Source organism: Pseudomonas sp. B10, assembly GCF_900156235.1.
Classification (GTDB): domain Bacteria; phylum Pseudomonadota; class Gammaproteobacteria; order Pseudomonadales; family Pseudomonadaceae; genus Aquipseudomonas; species Aquipseudomonas siliginis.
The window spans coordinates 1,321,089-1,337,979 of sequence record NZ_LT707063.1; the positions used below are offsets into that span (position 1 = coordinate 1,321,089).

16 protein-coding genes are annotated in these 16,891 nt (G+C 61.8%); 9 read left to right on the forward strand and 7 right to left on the reverse strand.

The features are described 5' to 3' along the window. The first annotated feature begins 98 nt into the window (after positions 1–98). Complete coding sequence (locus tag BXA01_RS05825; protein ID WP_076563546.1) at positions 99–911, forward strand: gamma-carboxygeranoyl-CoA hydratase; 813 nt, start codon at positions 99–101, stop codon at positions 909–911. Then, positions 911–2,860, forward strand: a complete 1,950-nt coding sequence (locus tag BXA01_RS05830) for an acetyl/propionyl/methylcrotonyl-CoA carboxylase subunit alpha (protein ID WP_076563547.1) — start codon at positions 911–913, stop codon at positions 2,858–2,860. Before BXA01_RS05825 ends, BXA01_RS05830 begins: the two co-directional genes overlap by 1 nt. A gap of 42 nt (positions 2,861–2,902) precedes the next feature. Here the strand turns inward: BXA01_RS05830 and BXA01_RS05835 are convergent, their stop codons facing one another. Then, entirely contained in the window at positions 2,903–3,562 is a 660-nt protein-coding gene (locus BXA01_RS05835; protein ID WP_071172928.1) for a LexA family protein, read from the reverse strand. A 130-nt stretch (positions 3,563–3,692) separates the two neighbouring features. Between BXA01_RS05835 and BXA01_RS05840 the strand changes: the two genes are divergently transcribed. Beyond that, positions 3,693–4,091 carry a DUF6124 family protein gene (locus tag BXA01_RS05840; RefSeq protein ID WP_056789870.1) on the forward strand — a complete coding sequence of 133 codons (399 nt, stop codon included), beginning with the start codon at positions 3,693–3,695 and terminating at the stop codon, positions 4,089–4,091. 104 nt (positions 4,092–4,195) lie between these two features. Here the strand turns inward: BXA01_RS05840 and BXA01_RS26930 are convergent, their stop codons facing one another. Further along, entirely contained in the window at positions 4,196–4,414 is a 219-nt protein-coding gene (locus BXA01_RS26930; RefSeq protein ID WP_076563548.1) for a hypothetical protein, read from the reverse strand. 95 nt (positions 4,415–4,509) lie between these two features. On the opposite strand from BXA01_RS26930, the gene BXA01_RS05850 reads away from it, so the two are divergent. Beyond that, positions 4,510–5,661 (forward strand): M14 family metallopeptidase, encoded by a 1,152-nt coding sequence (locus BXA01_RS05850; protein WP_076563549.1) that lies wholly within the window; start codon positions 4,510–4,512, stop codon positions 5,659–5,661. A gap of 59 nt (positions 5,662–5,720) precedes the next feature. Here the strand turns inward: BXA01_RS05850 and BXA01_RS05855 are convergent, their stop codons facing one another. Both BXA01_RS05855 and BXA01_RS05860 read right to left on the reverse strand, forming a co-directional pair. Further along, positions 5,721–6,266 (reverse strand): cytochrome b, encoded by a 546-nt coding sequence (locus BXA01_RS05855; protein WP_076563550.1) that lies wholly within the window; start codon positions 6,264–6,266, stop codon positions 5,721–5,723. After that, the gene (locus tag BXA01_RS05860) at positions 6,263–7,369 is read right to left on the reverse strand and encodes a catalase family peroxidase (protein ID WP_076563551.1); all 1,107 of its coding nucleotides are present in this window, start codon (positions 7,367–7,369) and stop codon (positions 6,263–6,265) included. The genes BXA01_RS05855 and BXA01_RS05860 overlap by 4 nt, the downstream gene beginning before the upstream one ends. A 156-nt stretch (positions 7,370–7,525) precedes the next feature. Here BXA01_RS05860 and BXA01_RS05865 point away from each other — a divergent pair, with 156 nt between their 5' ends. From BXA01_RS05865 to BXA01_RS05880, 4 genes are all read left to right on the forward strand, one after another. Beyond that, the gene (locus BXA01_RS05865) at positions 7,526–8,032 is read left to right on the forward strand and encodes an RNA polymerase sigma factor (protein WP_016775320.1); all 507 of its coding nucleotides are present in this window, start codon (positions 7,526–7,528) and stop codon (positions 8,030–8,032) included. Then, positions 8,029–8,784, forward strand: coding sequence for an anti-sigma factor family protein (locus BXA01_RS05870; protein ID WP_024013445.1), 756 nt, complete (start codon positions 8,029–8,031; stop codon positions 8,782–8,784). Before BXA01_RS05865 ends, BXA01_RS05870 begins: the two co-directional genes overlap by 4 nt. Positions 8,785–8,881: 97 nt before the next feature. Next, entirely contained in the window at positions 8,882–10,012 is a 1,131-nt protein-coding gene (zapE, locus tag BXA01_RS05875; RefSeq protein WP_076563552.1) for a cell division protein ZapE, read from the forward strand. Between the two features lie 219 nt (positions 10,013–10,231). Continuing rightward, positions 10,232–11,545 carry a leucine-rich repeat-containing protein kinase family protein gene (locus BXA01_RS05880; protein ID WP_076563553.1) on the forward strand — a complete coding sequence of 438 codons (1,314 nt, stop codon included), beginning with the start codon at positions 10,232–10,234 and terminating at the stop codon, positions 11,543–11,545. 102 nt (positions 11,546–11,647) lie between these two features. Here BXA01_RS05880 and BXA01_RS05885 read toward each other — a convergent pair whose 3' ends face one another. Beyond that, complete coding sequence (locus BXA01_RS05885) at positions 11,648–12,352, reverse strand: YebC/PmpR family DNA-binding transcriptional regulator (protein ID WP_041477129.1); 705 nt, start codon at positions 12,350–12,352, stop codon at positions 11,648–11,650. A gap of 221 nt (positions 12,353–12,573) precedes the next feature. On the opposite strand from BXA01_RS05885, the gene BXA01_RS05890 reads away from it, so the two are divergent. Then, the gene (locus BXA01_RS05890) at positions 12,574–13,962 is read left to right on the forward strand and encodes a type VI secretion system Vgr family protein (protein ID WP_076563554.1); all 1,389 of its coding nucleotides are present in this window, start codon (positions 12,574–12,576) and stop codon (positions 13,960–13,962) included. Positions 13,963–13,970: 8 nt separating this feature from the next. On the opposite strand, the gene BXA01_RS05895 is transcribed toward BXA01_RS05890, so the two are convergent. Both BXA01_RS05895 and BXA01_RS05900 read right to left on the reverse strand, forming a co-directional pair. Continuing rightward, positions 13,971–15,362, reverse strand: coding sequence for an FAD-dependent oxidoreductase (locus tag BXA01_RS05895; protein WP_076563555.1), 1,392 nt, complete (start codon positions 15,360–15,362; stop codon positions 13,971–13,973). A gap of 72 nt (positions 15,363–15,434) precedes the next feature. Then, on the reverse strand, positions 15,435–16,760 hold the full coding sequence (locus tag BXA01_RS05900; RefSeq protein ID WP_016775327.1) for an MFS transporter: 1,326 nt from the start codon (positions 16,758–16,760) through the stop codon (positions 15,435–15,437). Between the last annotated feature and the right edge of the window lie 131 nt (positions 16,761–16,891).

The window sequence follows — 16,891 nt, forward strand, 5'->3', positions numbered from 1 at the left end:
TGCTCGCGAATGCGCTTTGTCAGGCAGCGGATAGATCGACTGATACCCCGCTTTCGCGAGCAGGCTCGCTCCCACAAGAACCGTGGAGACAGATGAATATGAGCGACTTCAATACCCTCGAACTGCAAACCGATCCACGCGGTTTCGCGACGCTATGGCTCAACCGCGCCGAGAAAAACAACGCGTTCAACGCCGAGATGATCCGCGAACTGATCCTCGCCCTCGACAAGGTCGCCAGCGATTCGAGCCTGCGCTTCCTGCTGCTGCGTGGGCGCGGCAAGCACTTCAGTGCCGGCGCCGATCTGGCGTGGATGCAGCAATCGGCAGAACTCGATTACCACACCAACCTCGATGACGCCCGCGAGCTGGCCGAGCTGATGTACAACCTCGCCAAGCTGAAAATCCCCACTCTGGCTGTGGTTCAGGGCGCGGCGTTTGGTGGCGCGCTGGGCTTGATCAGCTGCTGTGACATGGCGATCGGCGCCGATGACGCACAGTTCTGCCTGTCGGAAGTGCGCATCGGCCTTGCACCGGCCGTGATCAGCCCGTTCGTGGTGCAGGCGATCGGTGAGCGTGCGGCGCGGCGCTATGCGCTGACTGCCGAGCGCTTCAGCGGGCAGCGGGCGCGGGAGATCGGCTTGTTATCCGAAAGCTATCCTGCGGCTGAACTGGAGCAACAGGTCGAACAATGGATTGACAACCTGTTGCTCAACAGCCCGGCCGCCATGCGCGCCAGCAAGGACTTGCTGCGCGAAGTCGGCAACGGCGCGCTGACCCCGGCCCTGCGCCGCTACACCGAAAATGCCATCGCGCGGATTCGCGTCAGCCCTGAAGGCCAGGAAGGCTTGCGCGCCTTCCTGCAAAAGCGCCCGCCGAGCTGGCAAGCCGCATCCACCAAGGAGTCGCGTTGATGAGCGCACCTGTGATTACCACCCTGCTGGTGGCCAACCGCGGCGAAATCGCCTGCCGCGTGATGCGCACCGCCAAGGCCTTGGGCCTGACCACCGTCGCCGTGCACAGCGCCACCGACCGCGATGCGCGGCACAGCCGTGAGGCCGATATCCGCGTGGATCTGGGCGGCAGCAAGGCTGCCGAGAGTTATCTGCAAATCGATAAATTGATCGCCGCCGCCAAGGCCAGCGGTGCCCAGGCGATTCATCCCGGCTATGGCTTTCTCTCGGAAAACGCTGGATTCGCCCGCGCCATCGAAGCCGCCGGGCTGATCTTCCTCGGCCCGCCCGCCGCGGCCATCGATGCGATGGGCAGCAAATCCGCCGCCAAGGCGCTGATGGAAAAGGCCGGTGTGCCTTTGGTGCCGGGCTATCACGGCGAGGCGCAGGATAGCGACACCTTCCGTGAAGCCTGCGAACGCATTGGTTATCCGGTGCTGCTCAAGGCCACCGCGGGTGGTGGCGGCAAAGGCATGAAAGTGGTCGAGGATGTCAGCCAACTCGCCGAAGCCCTCGCTTCGGCGCAGCGGGAAGCGCAATCGTCGTTTGGCGATTCGCGGATGCTGGTGGAAAAGTATCTGCTCAAGCCACGTCATGTGGAGATTCAGGTGTTCGCCGATCAGCACGGCAACTGCCTGTACCTCAACGAGCGCGACTGCTCGATCCAGCGTCGGCACCAGAAAGTCGTCGAAGAAGCCCCGGCGCCGGGTCTGACGCCCGAGTTGCGCCGGGCGATGGGCGAAGCGGCTGTGCGTTCGGCGCAGGCGATCGGTTATGTCGGCGCCGGCACCGTGGAGTTTTTGCTGGATGCGCGCGGCGAGTTTTTCTTCATGGAGATGAACACGCGGCTGCAAGTCGAGCACCCGGTAACCGAAGCAATCACCGGACTGGATCTGGTCGCCTGGCAGATTCGCGTCGCCCGTGGGGAAGCGCTGCCGATCACCCAGGCGCAGGTACCGCTCAATGGTCACGCGATCGAAGTGCGTTTGTATGCCGAAGATCCGGCGAATGATTTTTTGCCGGCCACCGGGCGTCTGGATCTGTACCGCGAATCGGCACAGGGACCGGGGCGGCGGGTAGACAGCGGCGTTGAGGAAGGTGACGCGATATCGCCCTTCTACGATCCGATGCTCGGCAAGCTGATTGCCTGGGGTGAAGATCGCGAGCAGGCACGCTTGCGTCTGTTGAGCATGCTCGACGAGTTTGCGATTGGCGGGCTGAAGACCAACATCAATTTCCTGCGCCGGATCATCGCGCATCCGGCGTTTGCGGCGGCAGAGCTGGATACCGGGTTTATTCCGCGCTATCAGGAGCAATTGCTGCCAGCACCAGGCACGTTGAGCGATGAGTTCTGGCAGGCGGCGGCGCAGGCGTTTGCGCAGAGTCTGCCGAAGCATGCGCGGGCGGATGATCCCGCCTCGCCCTGGTCTTGCGGCAGTGGTTTGCGTGCAGGTTTGCCGGCGCAAATCACCTTGCACTTGAGCTGCGAGGGACAGGATCGCGCGCTGACTTTGGGCTCTGCGGCCTCTGCGACACTGCTGGGCGAAGCGCTGGTCGTCGAGCATGACGGCGTGCGCCGCACATTGCGGGCGATTCGTCAGGGTGGCGCGTTGTATTTGGAATGGGACGGCGAGTTGCGGCGCATCGAGGCGTTCGATTCGATCAGTGCCGTTGAAGCCAGCCACAGCCATCAGGGCGGTCTGACCGCGCCAATGAACGGCAGCATCGTGCGCGTGCTGGTCGAAACGGGACAGTCGGTTGAGGCCGGGGCGCAACTGGTGGTGCTTGAAGCCATGAAGATGGAACACAGCATCCGCGCGCCGCAGGCCGGTGTGATCAAAGCGCTGTATTGCCAGGAAGGCGATATGGTCAGCGAAGGCAGCGCTCTAGTTGAACTGGAAGAGGGATGAAATAAAAGGATCGATCCTGGCCTTGAGCGAGGATCGATCCGTTCAGTAACGCGCAGTCGCCTGAACCACCACGCCGATGATCCTGCATTCATCGGTGAGCAGGGTTTTCGGCCAGGTTGGATTGAGCGGAACCAGGTAGCGCTGGCCGGCCTGCTCGTCGAGTTTGCGGAAAATCGCTTCTTCGCTGTCCGGCCACTGGGCGATCACCAGTTTGCCAGGCACTGCCTCCAACTCTGGGTCAACCAAAATCAGCATGCCCTCGGCAACGCTCTGGCCGCTCGGCGCGGTCATCGAATCCCCCGTCACCGTCAGCCAGAACGCCGCACCGCCGCGAGCGTGGTAATCCGTCAGTTCGAAGCGCTGCTTCGCTGATGCTCCGGGATAGCTCGCCGCAGTGTCACGCACTTCGCACGGTGCACGCCAATCGCAAACCGGATAACGGAAGTACGGGTTGTACTTCTGCGCCAGCGGCATCTCGTCTTCCGGCGTCGGCTGCGGTTCGCGAATCACCAGAACGACTTCAAGGAAGTCCATTCCCAGCGCCTTGAGCACGCGGTTCATTTCGGTAACACCGGGTTCGCGACGCTTGTTCAGCCAATGACCGATCCCGCCCTGGGACATGCCGACGCGCTCTCCGAGCTCTGTTTGAGTGACTTTGAGTTCACTCATCTTGGCCTTGACCAACTCAATCCATTTATCCATGTGCCGCACCTTACGCGGACGTCTTCGACCGGCAAAACACATATTGTAGTATTTAAATCCTAGTCACAAATACAGGCGGTACTATCCTAGAGGAACGGACTTTCAATCGAACATGGAGTGACGTTTCATGATGAACATCAGCAGCAAAGACATGCCCGATCTGCAAATTGACACCAGCTTCACCTCCCCTCAGGGCAATGCCGCCGCACAGCGCGCGCTGGACTACTACTTGAAACCGACTGTTTCGAAATCCGAGACGGACGAACGTTTTTTCAATGTCAAAGGCCATCTCAGCGGCGAGGAAGCACTGGTGCATGCCTCGGATCTGTTGCGATGTGCGGCCGCCACCGCGTTCAAGGCCGCAGAAAACCTGCAAGGCACCAGTCGCGATCTGGCCTTTTCGGTGGTGCACATGGTGGATATGGCGCGGGCGATGGTCGACCATTCGATCGACAACGACGAAGTCACGGCGGACAAGGTACGGGCGGACAGGAAAGAATTTTCCCATCGCGCAGATAAAAACATTTGACTTGCAAATGATAATGATTATTATTGCAAGCAGCTGGTCGCGAGATCAGTCGATGGACCAGAGACCTTAGGTCGGTCTTCTGGACTATCTCCTCATCAGGCTAATCACGGTTTTTGACCCGGCTTTTTGCCGGGTCTTTTTTTGCCCGTTTTTCGGGCTTGTGTCTTCAGGCTAATGAAGTCTTTGGGTGCTGCAGATTCGATGGCGCGGATAATATCAAAAGAATATTGATTGGCAAGCCGAGCCCGGCCACATTGGGCGAAACTAATGACAATCAGCACTTGAGAATCAATCGCATAGCCTCTAAGCTGCTGGCGCGTCACGGAAGACGCCCCCCGCTACACCCGCAATTCCCCTCGGTTTCAGCCCTGCCTGCGTGTAAAGTACCGGTCATAAAAATCCTGATCAGGAACCGACCATGACCGTGGCCAAATCTTCGTTCGACATCAGCGCCAATTTCGACAGCGGCAATATCCAAGTCATCGACATCAGCAACCCGCTCAGTCCCGTCCTGGCCATCCGCCCGGATACGCGCAGCGCTCATTTTCAGTGGTTCCACTTCAAGGCCAGCGGCCTGCATGTGCATCAGGAACACTGGTTTCGTCTGGTCAACGCCAGCCAGTCCTCCTATAACAAGGCCTGGACCGGCTATCAGGCAGTCGCCTCCTACGACCACGTCAACTGGTTCCGCATCCCCACCAGCTTCGAAGGCGACAGCCTGCGCTTCTGCCTCGAAGCCGAACAGACCCACGCCTGGTTCGCCTACTTCGAACCCTACAGCCGCGGCCGCCACGACTGGTTGATCGAGCAAGCGCTGAGCAAGGCTGGCACCGAATTGCTGGCGACCGGCAAAAGTGTCGAGGGCCGCGACATTCAGCTGCTGCGCAAAGGCAGTGGCGCCGAAGGCCAGCGCAAGATCTGGATCATCGCCCAGCAGCATCCGGGCGAGCACATGGCTGAATGGTTCATGGAAGGTGTGATTGAGCGTCTGGAGCGCCAGGATGATCCGGTACTGAACAAACTGTTGGCCAGCGCCGATCTGTATCTGGTGCCGAACATGAACCCGGACGGCGCCTTCCACGGCCACCTGCGCACCAATGCCATGGGTCAGGACTTGAACCGGGCCTGGCAGAACGCCAGCCAGGACATCAGCCCGGAAGTGCTTTTCGTCCAGCAGCAGATGGAAAAATATGGCGTCGATGCGTTTATCGACGTGCACGGCGACGAGGAAATTCCCCACGTCTTCACCGCCGGCTGTGAAGGCAATCCTGGCTTCACACCGCGCATCGAAAAGCTTGAAGAGCATTTCCGCAACCATCTGAAGCACACCACCAAAGACTTCCAGACCACCTACGGCTACACCCGCGACGAACCGGGTCAGGCCAACATGACGCTGGCCTGCAACAGCGTCGGGCAGAAATATGACTGCCTGTCGCTGACCCTGGAGATGCCGTTCAAGGACCACGACGACCACCCGGACAAGATCACCGGCTGGTCGGGCAAACGTTCCAAGCAATTGGGCAAGGATGTGCTGACCACCCTCGCCGACATGGTCGACACCCTGCGCTGATCCCCTCCCCTGCAACAACAAAAGATCGCAGCCTGTCTGCGATCTTTTGCTTTAAGCGGTCAGCCGCGATCGCGCCCGCGCAACATGCTGTCGAGCACTTCGTCACGCCGCACCCAGCCATGAAACAGCGCCGCCGCCAAGTGCAGCAGCACCGTCAGAAACAGCAGATACGCCAGATAGCCATGGGACTTGCGCAGCAATGCAAACAGTTGCGCATCGGCCGGCACAATCGACGGCAGATGCAGCGACGCCGTCAGCATCACCGGCTCGCCCGAGGCACTGATCATCGCCCAGCCTAGCAGCGGCAACACCAGCATCAACGCATACAACAAGGCGTGGGAAGCCTTGGCTGCCAGCACCTGCCAGCCCGGCAGATCATCCGGCAGCGGCGGTTGGCGGGTGGTGAAGCGCACCAGCAGGCGCACGATCACCAGCGCCAGAATCGCGATTCCCAGCGGCTTGTGCAAATGAATCAGCCATTCATGGCGAGACGACACCGAAGTGACCATGCCCGCGCCGATAAACAGCATGGCGATGATCATCAGCGCCATCAGCCAGTGCAGCAGGCGCGCCAGCAAAACGAAATGCGTCGGTTGCTTGCTCATGGACGAGCCTCCTGTTTGGCGGCGGGCAACTGGCTGACTTCGCTGGTGCGACGCAGGTATGAATCGGCATAGCCGGCAGAACGCGCGGCCAGCAGTGGATCTTCCGAGCCTTGAATCCCGGCCGGGAGCACCAGCGGGTCGTAGTTGATGTCACGGCATTCGCCACTCAACTGCGGCTGGGTTTTCTCCAGCACCAAAGTCCCGGCGTTCAGCACCTTGCGATCTGCGGGCCAGGTCTTGCTGGCATCGTTGACCGGGTCGTCGGCGTTGGCCAGGGTGATGTTCAACTGGAAGCGCAAAGGTGCGGCGGCCAGGCGGTGCACCAGATCCTTCTCGAGAAAGTCCGCGCCTTCAGGAGCCGTGGCACCCGCCGCGTCCTGCGCCAACGGGGTCATGCTCCAGCGTACGGCCTGCTTTTTACCGTTGCCATCGACCAGATAGAACGCATTGATGCTGTTATAGGTTTCGGTGGCGTAGCTGGCCGAAGGCTTGGCGGTCTTCACCCACGTCAAGAACGGCACGGCTTCCGGGTGTGCAGCAAAGAACGCCGGCACCTTCGTCGGGTCGGGCTTGCCAGTGGCTGGATCCGGCGACTGCGCCTGCTGCAATTGGTAGAACGCCTCGGGCGTGCCCACCGGAAACACCGGCATGCTGTTCATCCCGGTGCGCCATTGCTGACCGTTCGCCTGGGTGAAGCGCAGCGCCAGGCTGCGGATCGGTACGGCGCTGTCCGGCGCGTAGGGATTGCCGGCCGGCAAGGCGAAACGCCCCACCACCGGTGTCTGCGGCAGGTTGAACACCTGTGCCGTGGAGAACGCGCGCGCCTCGCCGCTGCTTTCGAAATGGCCGATCACGCAGACACCCTTGGCGTGATTGCGACGAAAGCCGGGATGCACGCCGTTGTTCTTTTCCAGCACATCAACCAACGCTTTTGGCGTCAATCGCTGTGGGTCAAGGTTGCCATGCACGTAGGCAAACGCCCCGGCCACGGCGGCGACAATCACGGCAATGCCGCCCAGACGTAAAACCAGGCTCGCGGCGCTCAGTGGCTCTCGCGGCGGCCTGCCGGGCGGTGCAGCGTTGGGGGACGAGCGATCAACCATGAATATCTCCAGGCCATCGGCCACAAGTGGAAAGAGTCAGCAAGACGCACCCCGTCCGGGTTTATTCCACGGCGCGGTATTTATTTTTGCGCACGGGGAATAACCTGCGCTGACGGGCGTCTTCCTAGTCCACAGCGTAGCGACCAGCAGAAATTCATGAGCGAATTCGACGAACAGTTGAGAGAAATCATTCCCAGATTGCGCCGCTTCGCCGTGTCGTTGACGCGCAACAGCAGCAGCGCTGACGATCTGGTCCAGGCCAGCCTAGAGCGGGCGCTGTCGGCCTGGGGCGAGAAACGCGCTGAGGGCGACTTGCGCGCCTGGCTGTTCGCAATTCTCTATCGGCAATTTCTCGATGCGCACCGTCGCTCGCGGCGCTATGCGCGCATGCTGGAATTTTTCACCGGTCGCGACGATGCCGAACCCTCAGTGGAACGCACGGTAATTGCTCAGTCGACCCTGCAAGCCTTCGAACGCCTGCCCACCGAACAGCGCGCTTTGCTGCTGATGGTCTCGGTGGAAGGCCTGTCCTATAAAGAGGTCGCCGAGATCCTCGGCGCCCCGATCGGCACCGTGATGTCGCGCCTGTCCCGCGCCCGCCAGGCCTTGCGCCAACTCAGCGACGGCGAAATCAGCAGCCCTTCCTTGCGGATACTCAAATGATCAGCCTGCCTCCCAGCGAACGTGATTTGCACGCCTACGTCGACCACCAGCTCAGCGACGCCGATCGGCGCGTGCTCGAGACCTGGCTGGCCAGCCACCCTGAAGAAGCGGCGCAGGTGCGCGCCTGGCAACGCGACGCCCAGCAATTGCGCGCGGCGCTGAGTGGCGCGTTGCAGCAACCGGCCAATCCGGCGCTCGACCCGATGATGATTCGCCAGCGCCGCCGCCAGCAGTCCCGTCGGCACCTGGCCAGCGCGGCGGTGTTGCTCATTGCCGTCAGCATCGGCGGTTTCAGTGGCTGGCAGGCGCGGGAAATGACCCTGGCGCGCCCTGCGCCATTGCCGATGACTGACGCATTGCAAGCCTATCGCCTGATCGCCCAGCAAGGCGTACTGCCCGCCGATTACAAGGTCGACAGCGACGGCGACATGCAGCGTTGGCTCGACCGCTACTTCAGCGGTGCCGGGCGCTTGCCGGACTTGAAAGCTGCCGGATTCGAGCCGGTCAGCGGGCGCTTGCTCAGCACCGATGAAGGCGCGGCGGCGATGGTGATGTATGAGGATGGCAGCGGCCACAAGGTCAGTTTCTACCTGCGTCCACCGGGGCCGAAAAACACCCTGCTGCCGCGTGGCTCGCGCAGCGATGGCGATCTGCAGGCCGATTACTGGTCAGGGCCGGGCTATAACTATGCGGTGGTCAGCCCGACCGACTCGCCGGCGGCAGAGTTGCTCAAGCAGTCGCCACCGTTCTGATGGTGATATTTCATGGAGCCGACGCCCGGGCTCTGGTTACACTGGGGCCACCGCGCTCGCTGTGGAGCCGGTCTGAGAAACCAGGAGCCTGCCTCGCGTGCCCGCCCGAACGCCGAAACGATCACGACTGAGCCAACGCTGGCCGTTGCTGCGCCGCCTGTTCGGCAAAGGCCTGCCCGCCAGCGCCGGGCACGATGCTCATGCCGCGACCATCCGCGATTATTTCCGCGACAAGGCCAAAAGCCAGGGCTACACCCTCAGCCGCAGTCAGCAGCAAGTCATCGACTGCATGGCGCAGCAAGCCAGCGTGCTGCTCGGCAACAGCGGCCACACACCGCCGAGTCTGTACCTGTACGGCGCCGTCGGGCGCGGCAAGAGCTGGTTGCTCGACGGTTTCTTCCAGGCACTGCCCATCACGCGCAAACGCCGCCTGCATTTCCATCAGTTCTTTGCCCGGTTGCACGACGGCATGTTCCGTCATCGCCAGGAGGAAGACGCGCTGGAAATCACCTTGGACGAACTGCTGGAAGATTGCCAGGTGCTATGTTTCGACGAATTTCACGTGCATGACATCGGCGATGCGATGCTGATCACGCGGCTGTTCAAGGCCCTGTTCAAACGGCGGATCATGTTGCTGGTAACCTCCAACTACGCGCCGGAAGGCCTGCTGCCCAATCCGCTGTATCACGCGCGCTTCAAACCGGTGATCGAGCTGATCAACACGCGCATGCAAGTGATGGAAGTCGGCGGCGTCCACGACTACCGCACGCTCAACCGTCAACACACGCATCAAGTATTTACCCAAGGACATTACGTATGGCCGGCGACATCAGCTCAACGTCAGACACTGGACCTGCCACCAGCCGACGCGCCGGCCCTTGCCCTCGAAGTTGGCAAGCGCCAGCTTCAGGCCCGTTTTTGCCAAGGCCGGCGAGTCGCGTTCACCTTCAACGACCTGTGTGAACAGCCGACGGCAGTGATGGATTATCTGCAGCTGTGCCAGCGCTTCGACCAGTGGATCATCGACGACCTGCCGCAGCTCGGCGAGTGTCCGATCGCCGTGCAGCAGCGCTTCATCAATCTGATCGACGTGCTCTACGATCAGGACAAACACCTGACCCTGCTCGGCCAGTTGCCGCTGGGCCAGAGCCTGGAAGGTCACGCCATTGACCTGGCGCGCACGCGCAGCCGGTTGGGGCAATTGCAGGCAATCCACGAACCCAACTGACTCCCCACCCTGTGAGAACGAGCCCTGTGGGAGCGAGCCTGCTCGCGAAAGCGGTATGTCAGTCAGAGTTCATTTAACTGATACACCGCTTTCGCGAGCAGGTTCGCTCCCACAAGATCCCGGGACAACTCAAAATCCGTTCAGCATCCGCTTTACCGCTATCATGTCGCCCATTCCAGCGCCCCCGCGTCGCTCCACCGATCAATAGCGAAACCAGACATGCACACCCTTGCTCAACTGCGCGCCGGCGAGCTGTCCGGCATTACCCGCCTCGACCTGTCTTGCGGGCTGACCGAGTTCCCCAACGAAATTTTCCAACTGGCCGACACGCTGGAAGTGCTCAACCTCAGCGGCAACGCGTTATCCAGCCTGCCCGATGACCTGCATCGCCTGACCCGCCTGCGCGTGCTGTTCTGCTCCGACAACCAGTTCAGCGAACTGCCGGCCTGCCTCGGCCAGTGCACCGCGCTTACCATGGTCGGCTTCAAGGCCAACCGCATCGTCAATGTCCGCGGTGCCGCCCTGCCGCCGTCGCTGCGCTGGCTGATCCTCACCGATAACCGCATCGAAAGCCTGCCCAGCGAGCTCGGTGAACGCCCCGCTTTGCAGAAGCTCATGCTCGCCGGCAATCGCCTGCGCTCGCTGCCAGACTCCCTGCGTCACTGCCATCGGCTGGAATTGCTGCGCATCGCCGCCAACCAGCTCAACGAGCTGCCGCAATGGCTGCTGACCTTGCCGAGCCTGACCTGGCTGGCCTACGCCGGCAATCCGCTGGAGACCGAAGCCGATGCCGCTGCCCTTGAGGCCACGCCGCTGATCGACTGGTCGACGCTGCGCATGGAACAGCAACTGGGCGAAGGCGCTTCCGGGGTGATTTCCCGGGCGGTCTGGCAGCGTGACGATGGCACGGCGCAAGCGGTTGCGGTGAAGCTGTACAAAGGCGAGATGACCAGCGACGGTTCGCCGTTGCACGAGATGAACGCCTGCATCACCGCAGGCCTGCACCCGAACCTGATCCGCGTCGAAGGGCGCATCAGCGGCCATCCCGATCAACAGCAGGGGCTGGTGATGCAACTGATTGATCCGAGCTTCGGCAATCCCGCCGGTTTGCCCAGCCTGGCCTCGTGCTCGCGAGATGTTTATGCCGAAGATCGCCGGTTCCCCGCCGAGGTTGCCCTGCGCGTCGCCAAAGGCATCGCCTCAGCGGCCGAGCACCTGCACCACCAAGGCATTACCCACGGCGATCTGTATGGCCACAACATTCTGTTGAACGATCAGGGCGATTGTCTGCTGGGGGATTTCGGCGCGGCGTCGTTTCATGCCACCCGCGATGATGTGCAGACGCGCGCATTGCAGCGCCTGGAAGTCCGTGCGTTCGGTGTGTTGTTGGGGGAGTTGCTGGAGCGTGTCGACTCAGGATTGAGTACGGAGCGGCGCGCGCACCTGGAGGCGCTGGAACGACGCTGCTGTCAGGCCGATGTGCTGGGGCGGCCGGGTTTCAGTGAAGTAATCGAGGTGCTGGAGAATCTGTGACCGCTGCGCGGTCATTCGCCAGCCGGCTCGCTCCCACATTGGAATGCATTGCAAATGTGGGAGCCAGCCTGCTCGCGAAGAGGTCATTCCTGGCGCGACAGATCAGCCAGCCAGACCAACAAACATGTCCTGCACGTCATCATGGTTGTCGAGGCCTTCGAGGAACGCTTCGACTTCAGCCATCTGCTCGTCGCTCAAGCCGCTGACCGGGTTCTTCGGCTGGTAACCGAGCTTGGCCGAGAGCACGGTGAAACCTTGTTCGGGCAGGGCTTTCTGCACAGCGTCGAGGTCGGTCGGGTCGGTGAGGAACAGCGTCGCGCCCTCTTCACCCGGCTCGAAATCCTGGGCACCGGCTTCGATCGCAGCCATTTCCGGATCGGCTTCCGGGCTGTCCGGCGAGGCTTCGATCATGCCGACGTGGTTGAACATCCACGCCACCGAACCGGAAGCGCCCAACTGGCCCTTGCGGAATGCCACGCGGATTTCCGCAACGGTGCGGTTGATGTTGTCGGTGACGCACTCGACGATCAGCGGTACCTGATGCGGGGCGAAGCCTTCGTAGGTCACGCGATGGTATTGCACGGTTTCACCCAGCAGACCGGCGCCTTTCTTGATCGCGCGATCGAGGGTTTCTTTTGGCATCGAGGCTTTTTTCGCCTGTTCGACCACCAGACGCAGGTGTGCGTTGGTGGCGGTATCGGCACCGTTGCGTGCAGCAATGGTGATTTCCTTCACCAGTTTGCCGAAGATCTTCCCTTTGGCGTTGGCTGCCGCTTCTTTGTGTTTAACCTTCCACTGTGCGCCCATTACTCACTCTCTTGATCTGTGGCGCCGAGACATCTATTGGCCGACGCGTGGCGGCAAGTTTATACGGCCTAAAGTCGGCAATCGACCAAAAAAACAGCCTACGGAATCGACATCTTCACCAAAGCATGTAGGGGGATTCTGAAAAGCGCCTTTGACATGACCATTCAGCCCGACGGTTTCGTACCCTTGAAACCCCGTATCGCCTGACAGGGCCTGCTCGAATGCTCAATGACAAGGAAAGTCCCTTCACCCTTACGCTGACCGACAGCGGATTGCGCCTGCCGGTGGTGCGTTTTCGCGGCGAGGAAGCGCTGAACCAGCCTTACCGTTTCGACATCGAACTGCTCGGACTGGCCCCGGCCATCGTCCCGGGATCCTTCCTGCACAGGCCAGCCTTTTTGCGGCTCAGTGAGCAGCACGGATTCCACGGCGTCATTTCCAGCGCCAGCTGCGAACATCGCGGGACGCATCGGGTCGGCTATAGACTGATTCTGGTGCCGCATCTGCAGCAACTGGCGCAAACGCATAAGCGCCGCGTGTTTACTCACCTGAGTGTGCCGCAGATCATTCAACAACTGCTCGAAGAACATGCCCTGCCAGCGCACAGCTACTGCATTGAAATGAGCGTCGGTCACTACCCGGCAAGGGCGTTTTGCATTCAGTACGAAGAAAGCGATCTGGCACTGCTGCAGCGGCTATGCGAAGAAGAAGGCATCCACTATCACTTCGAACATGGGCTAGACGGACACGTCGTGGTGTTCGCCGACGACAGCCTGAGCCTGCCGCAGGAACCGGTCGAAATCCCTTTCAATGCTGATGAGCAACCACCATCGCCCTGCGTCAGCGCGCTCTATCAACAGCATCGCGCGGCGCCTGTACCGATGCTGCATGCGGTGCGCAATCGCGGTCAGCCAACCGGCAATGCCGAAGCCGCCAACGAGGTCTCGACCGAGTTGCCGATGCCCGCACGATCGCCGGAACGTCTGCACGCCGAACAACGCAGCCGACGTCATCTGCAACGCCAACGCTGCCAGTTGCGCTCCATTCACGGGCGCAGTGATTGCAGCGATTTGCTCAGTGGGCGGCTGCTGCTTGTGGCCGACCACCCGATTCATCATTTCAACGAACAATGGCTGATCAGCGCGGTGCGCCACCAAGGGCAGCACCCTTCGATCCTTGATCCGGCGCCAAGCGTTCAGCGTTATCACAACGACTTCACTGCGCAGCCCTGGTCGACCGATTTCCGTCCGCCACTCAAACAAGCTCGCCCGAATATTGCCGGTTATCACTTGGCGAAAGTGGCGGGTGCGCCTGGGCAACCTGCGCAAGTGGACGAAAACGGCTGCGTCGCTGTAAGCCTGTGGCCGGCTGAGAATAAATCCGCCAGCGACGCCCTGTGGCTGCCGATCGCCATGAGTCGGCTCAGCGGCCCCGTCGCGGTCGATCAATTACCGCGTGCCGGCAGTGAAGTGTGGGTGAGTTTCCTCGACAGCGATCCGGACCGACCGATCCTGTGCCTCAGCCACGCACGCCAGCCACCGGAGCGCGAATCAGAACCCGCGCGCGACAGCCTGTTGCTCGACTGGCTGAGCCACCGCGCCGAGCATTGATTGGCGCCTCAGCCTTTGTCCGCCTTGCCCGCCGCCGCCGCGAACTTGGCCAGGCGCACGTCCAGATGCCGAGGCCGGCGTCCGTGATCTTCGGCGCGCTCCTTGCGGCGGATGGCGTTGCGCACCATCAGCGAGCCGAGGTAGCGAATCGGTTCCGGCGGGAAATAACCCAGCGGCCCGTTGACCAGCGGCGAGCGGGTCCACGGGTTATCCAGGCCCTGCACCAGCGCGGCGAGAATCTGTCCACCCATGTGACACGGGCCGACGCCGCTGCCGGAATAACCGAAGCCGTAAAACACGTTGCCCGCCGAGCTCATCTGGCCGAAGAACGGCAAACCGGTCACCGAACGATCCGATGGGCCGTTCCACGTCGCGTCGATTTTGACCTCGGCGAAGGCCGGGAAAAAATCCGCGAGACTGCGCTTGAGCAATCCGGCATAAGGTGACGGCTGATCGAACACCGGCAGCATCCGCCCGCCATAGGCGAAGGTGTTGCCGCCCTTGCCGAGCATGATCCGGCCGTCCGGGGTGTTGTGGTAGTAGTGCACGAAGATCCGCGAATCGAGGACGCTGACGCCGCTGGTCAAACCGATTTGCTGCAGCAGGTCCGGGCGCGGTTCGGTGATCAGCATGTCACTGGAAACGATCGCCACACTGCGCTCGAACTGGGGAAACGCGCGGGCCATCCACGCGTTCATCGCCAGTACCACGCGGTCGGCGATGACCTTGCCGCCGGGCGTGTGGATACGTGCCGGGCGGCCCTCTTCCAGTCCGGTCATCGCCGTACCCTCATGGATTTTCACGCCCAATTGCAGCGCCACCCGGCGCAGACCGCGCACCAGTTTGCCCGGTTGCACGCTGGCAGCCGCAGGGGAAAACCAGCCCTCCAGGTGTTTTGCTGAACCAGCCATACGCTGCACATCGGCAAGCGGGCGCTGGCTGAACGAGTTGATGCCATTACGCTCCAGCGCCGCGATCACCGCGTCAGTTGCGCCGACCTGGGCGCGATTGGTCGCGGTGTACAGCGTGCCGTCGAGGCGGTAGTCGGCATCGACCCCGTACTGCTCGCAGAACTCGCCGATCGCATGGATGCTGCGCTCCGACTCCCTGACCAGACGCACCGCTTCTTCGACGCCGAACAAGCGCTCCAAGGTGAAATACTTGGCCGACCATGACAGTGCGCAACCACCGTTACGGCCACTGGCGCCGGCACCGCAGATGTCTGCTTCGATCAGCAGCACCTCCAGCTCCGGGTTTTGCTGCTTGAGCATGATCGCCGTCCACAATCCGGTGTAGCCGCCGCCAACGATGCACACATCCGTGCGCACCTCGCCTTGCAGCGGTGGACACTGCTCGGATGGGTCGGCCTGCAAGGCTTGCTCGAGCCAGAACGGTCGCATGGGAAATCTCCAGTCAGAAAGCCACGACGCAGCCTGCCGCGCACCGCGCAGCAGGCCACGGGGCGAAGGGTTTCAGGAACGCAGCGGTTTGACGCTCAGCGGGCAGTTGGGGATCGCCGCGCGCGGCTCCATCACGCCGACCGGCCGACTGTTCCAGTGCGGAATCAGCACCAGCGCCGAGAACAGCGCGCATCCGGCGAAGACGATAAACACCGTCACCGAGTCGAAGTAGCCCGGCAGCAAACCGCCGAGCACCGCGCCAACGGAGCCGCAGCCGTTGACGAAACCGGCGGCGGTGGCGCCGGCCTTGGCCTTGCCGAAATCGATGGCGGCCGCACCGCTGATCATCGAGTCCGGGCCATACAACGTCAGGCCCATGACGAACAGCAACGCGACGACCAACAACACGCTGCCGGTGTTCAGCGCAGCCATGAACAACGCCAGCGTCACGGTCAGCGCCAGCAGACTCAGCACGCAGGCCGGCATGCGTCGAGCGCCGAAGAGTTTGTCCGAGGCCAGGCCGATCATGATCGGCCCGAGCAATCCGGCCAGTTCAAACGCGGTGGGAATGATCGCCGCGCCGACCTTGCCGACACTGGGCATCTGCTCGAAAACAATCACTGGCCCCCACAACAGAATCGCGTAGCGCGCCGGTTTCAGCAGGAAATACGCCAGGCCCAGCACCAGCACCGTGCGGTTGCGCAGGATTTCCTTCAACGGCTCCCACACGCTGAGTTTGCTGTTGGCTGCGGTTTCTTCGGCGGTCAGTTCCGGCTCGGGCTCCACCGCCGGCAAGCCGACGTCTTCCGGTTTGTTGCGCTGGAAGATAAAGAACAGCACGGCGACCACCGCGACCACCGCCGCGCTGGAGATGAATGCCGCGTGCCAGGTGCCGACCAACGTGTAGGCCCACCAGCCGGCGAACGGCGAGGCGACCAGACCACCAAACGCGTAACAGGAACTCCACAAGCCGAGCACCCGCCCGCGCTGCTCAGACGGGAAGAAGCTGCCAAGGTTTTTACACAGCCCGGACCAGCCAGTGGACTGCGCCAAACCTTGAATCAACATGCACGTGGCGAAGATCGGCAATGTAGCGAAACTGCCCATCACCAGCGCCGCAGCGGCGGATATCAGCAAACCGCCAAGCACCACCACTCGCGGACCAAAGCGATCGGCGAGCATGCCCCAGGTGAACTGTCCGAGGGCATACGCCGCCAGGTAGATCGCGTCGAGGTTGGCCATGGCCATTTTGTCGAGGGTGAAATCAGGGTCTTCGGCGATGCCCAGTTTGGCCACCGAAAACGCTTTGCGGGTGAAGTAGAACGCGGCGTACGCGAGCCAGGTAATAGCGAAGATCTGCACGCGCCAACGCGCCAGGGTGCCGATGTGCTTGTTCATGGTGGTTCTGACCTCAGGGTGTGAGTGTGCCGGCAGAATCGTTAAGAAAAACGCCTGTGTTTTTTATTGTTGAGCACTGCGTTACCGCCCCTTCCCTTCGGCGATAACGGTCAGATGAGTCTGCTGTTGCA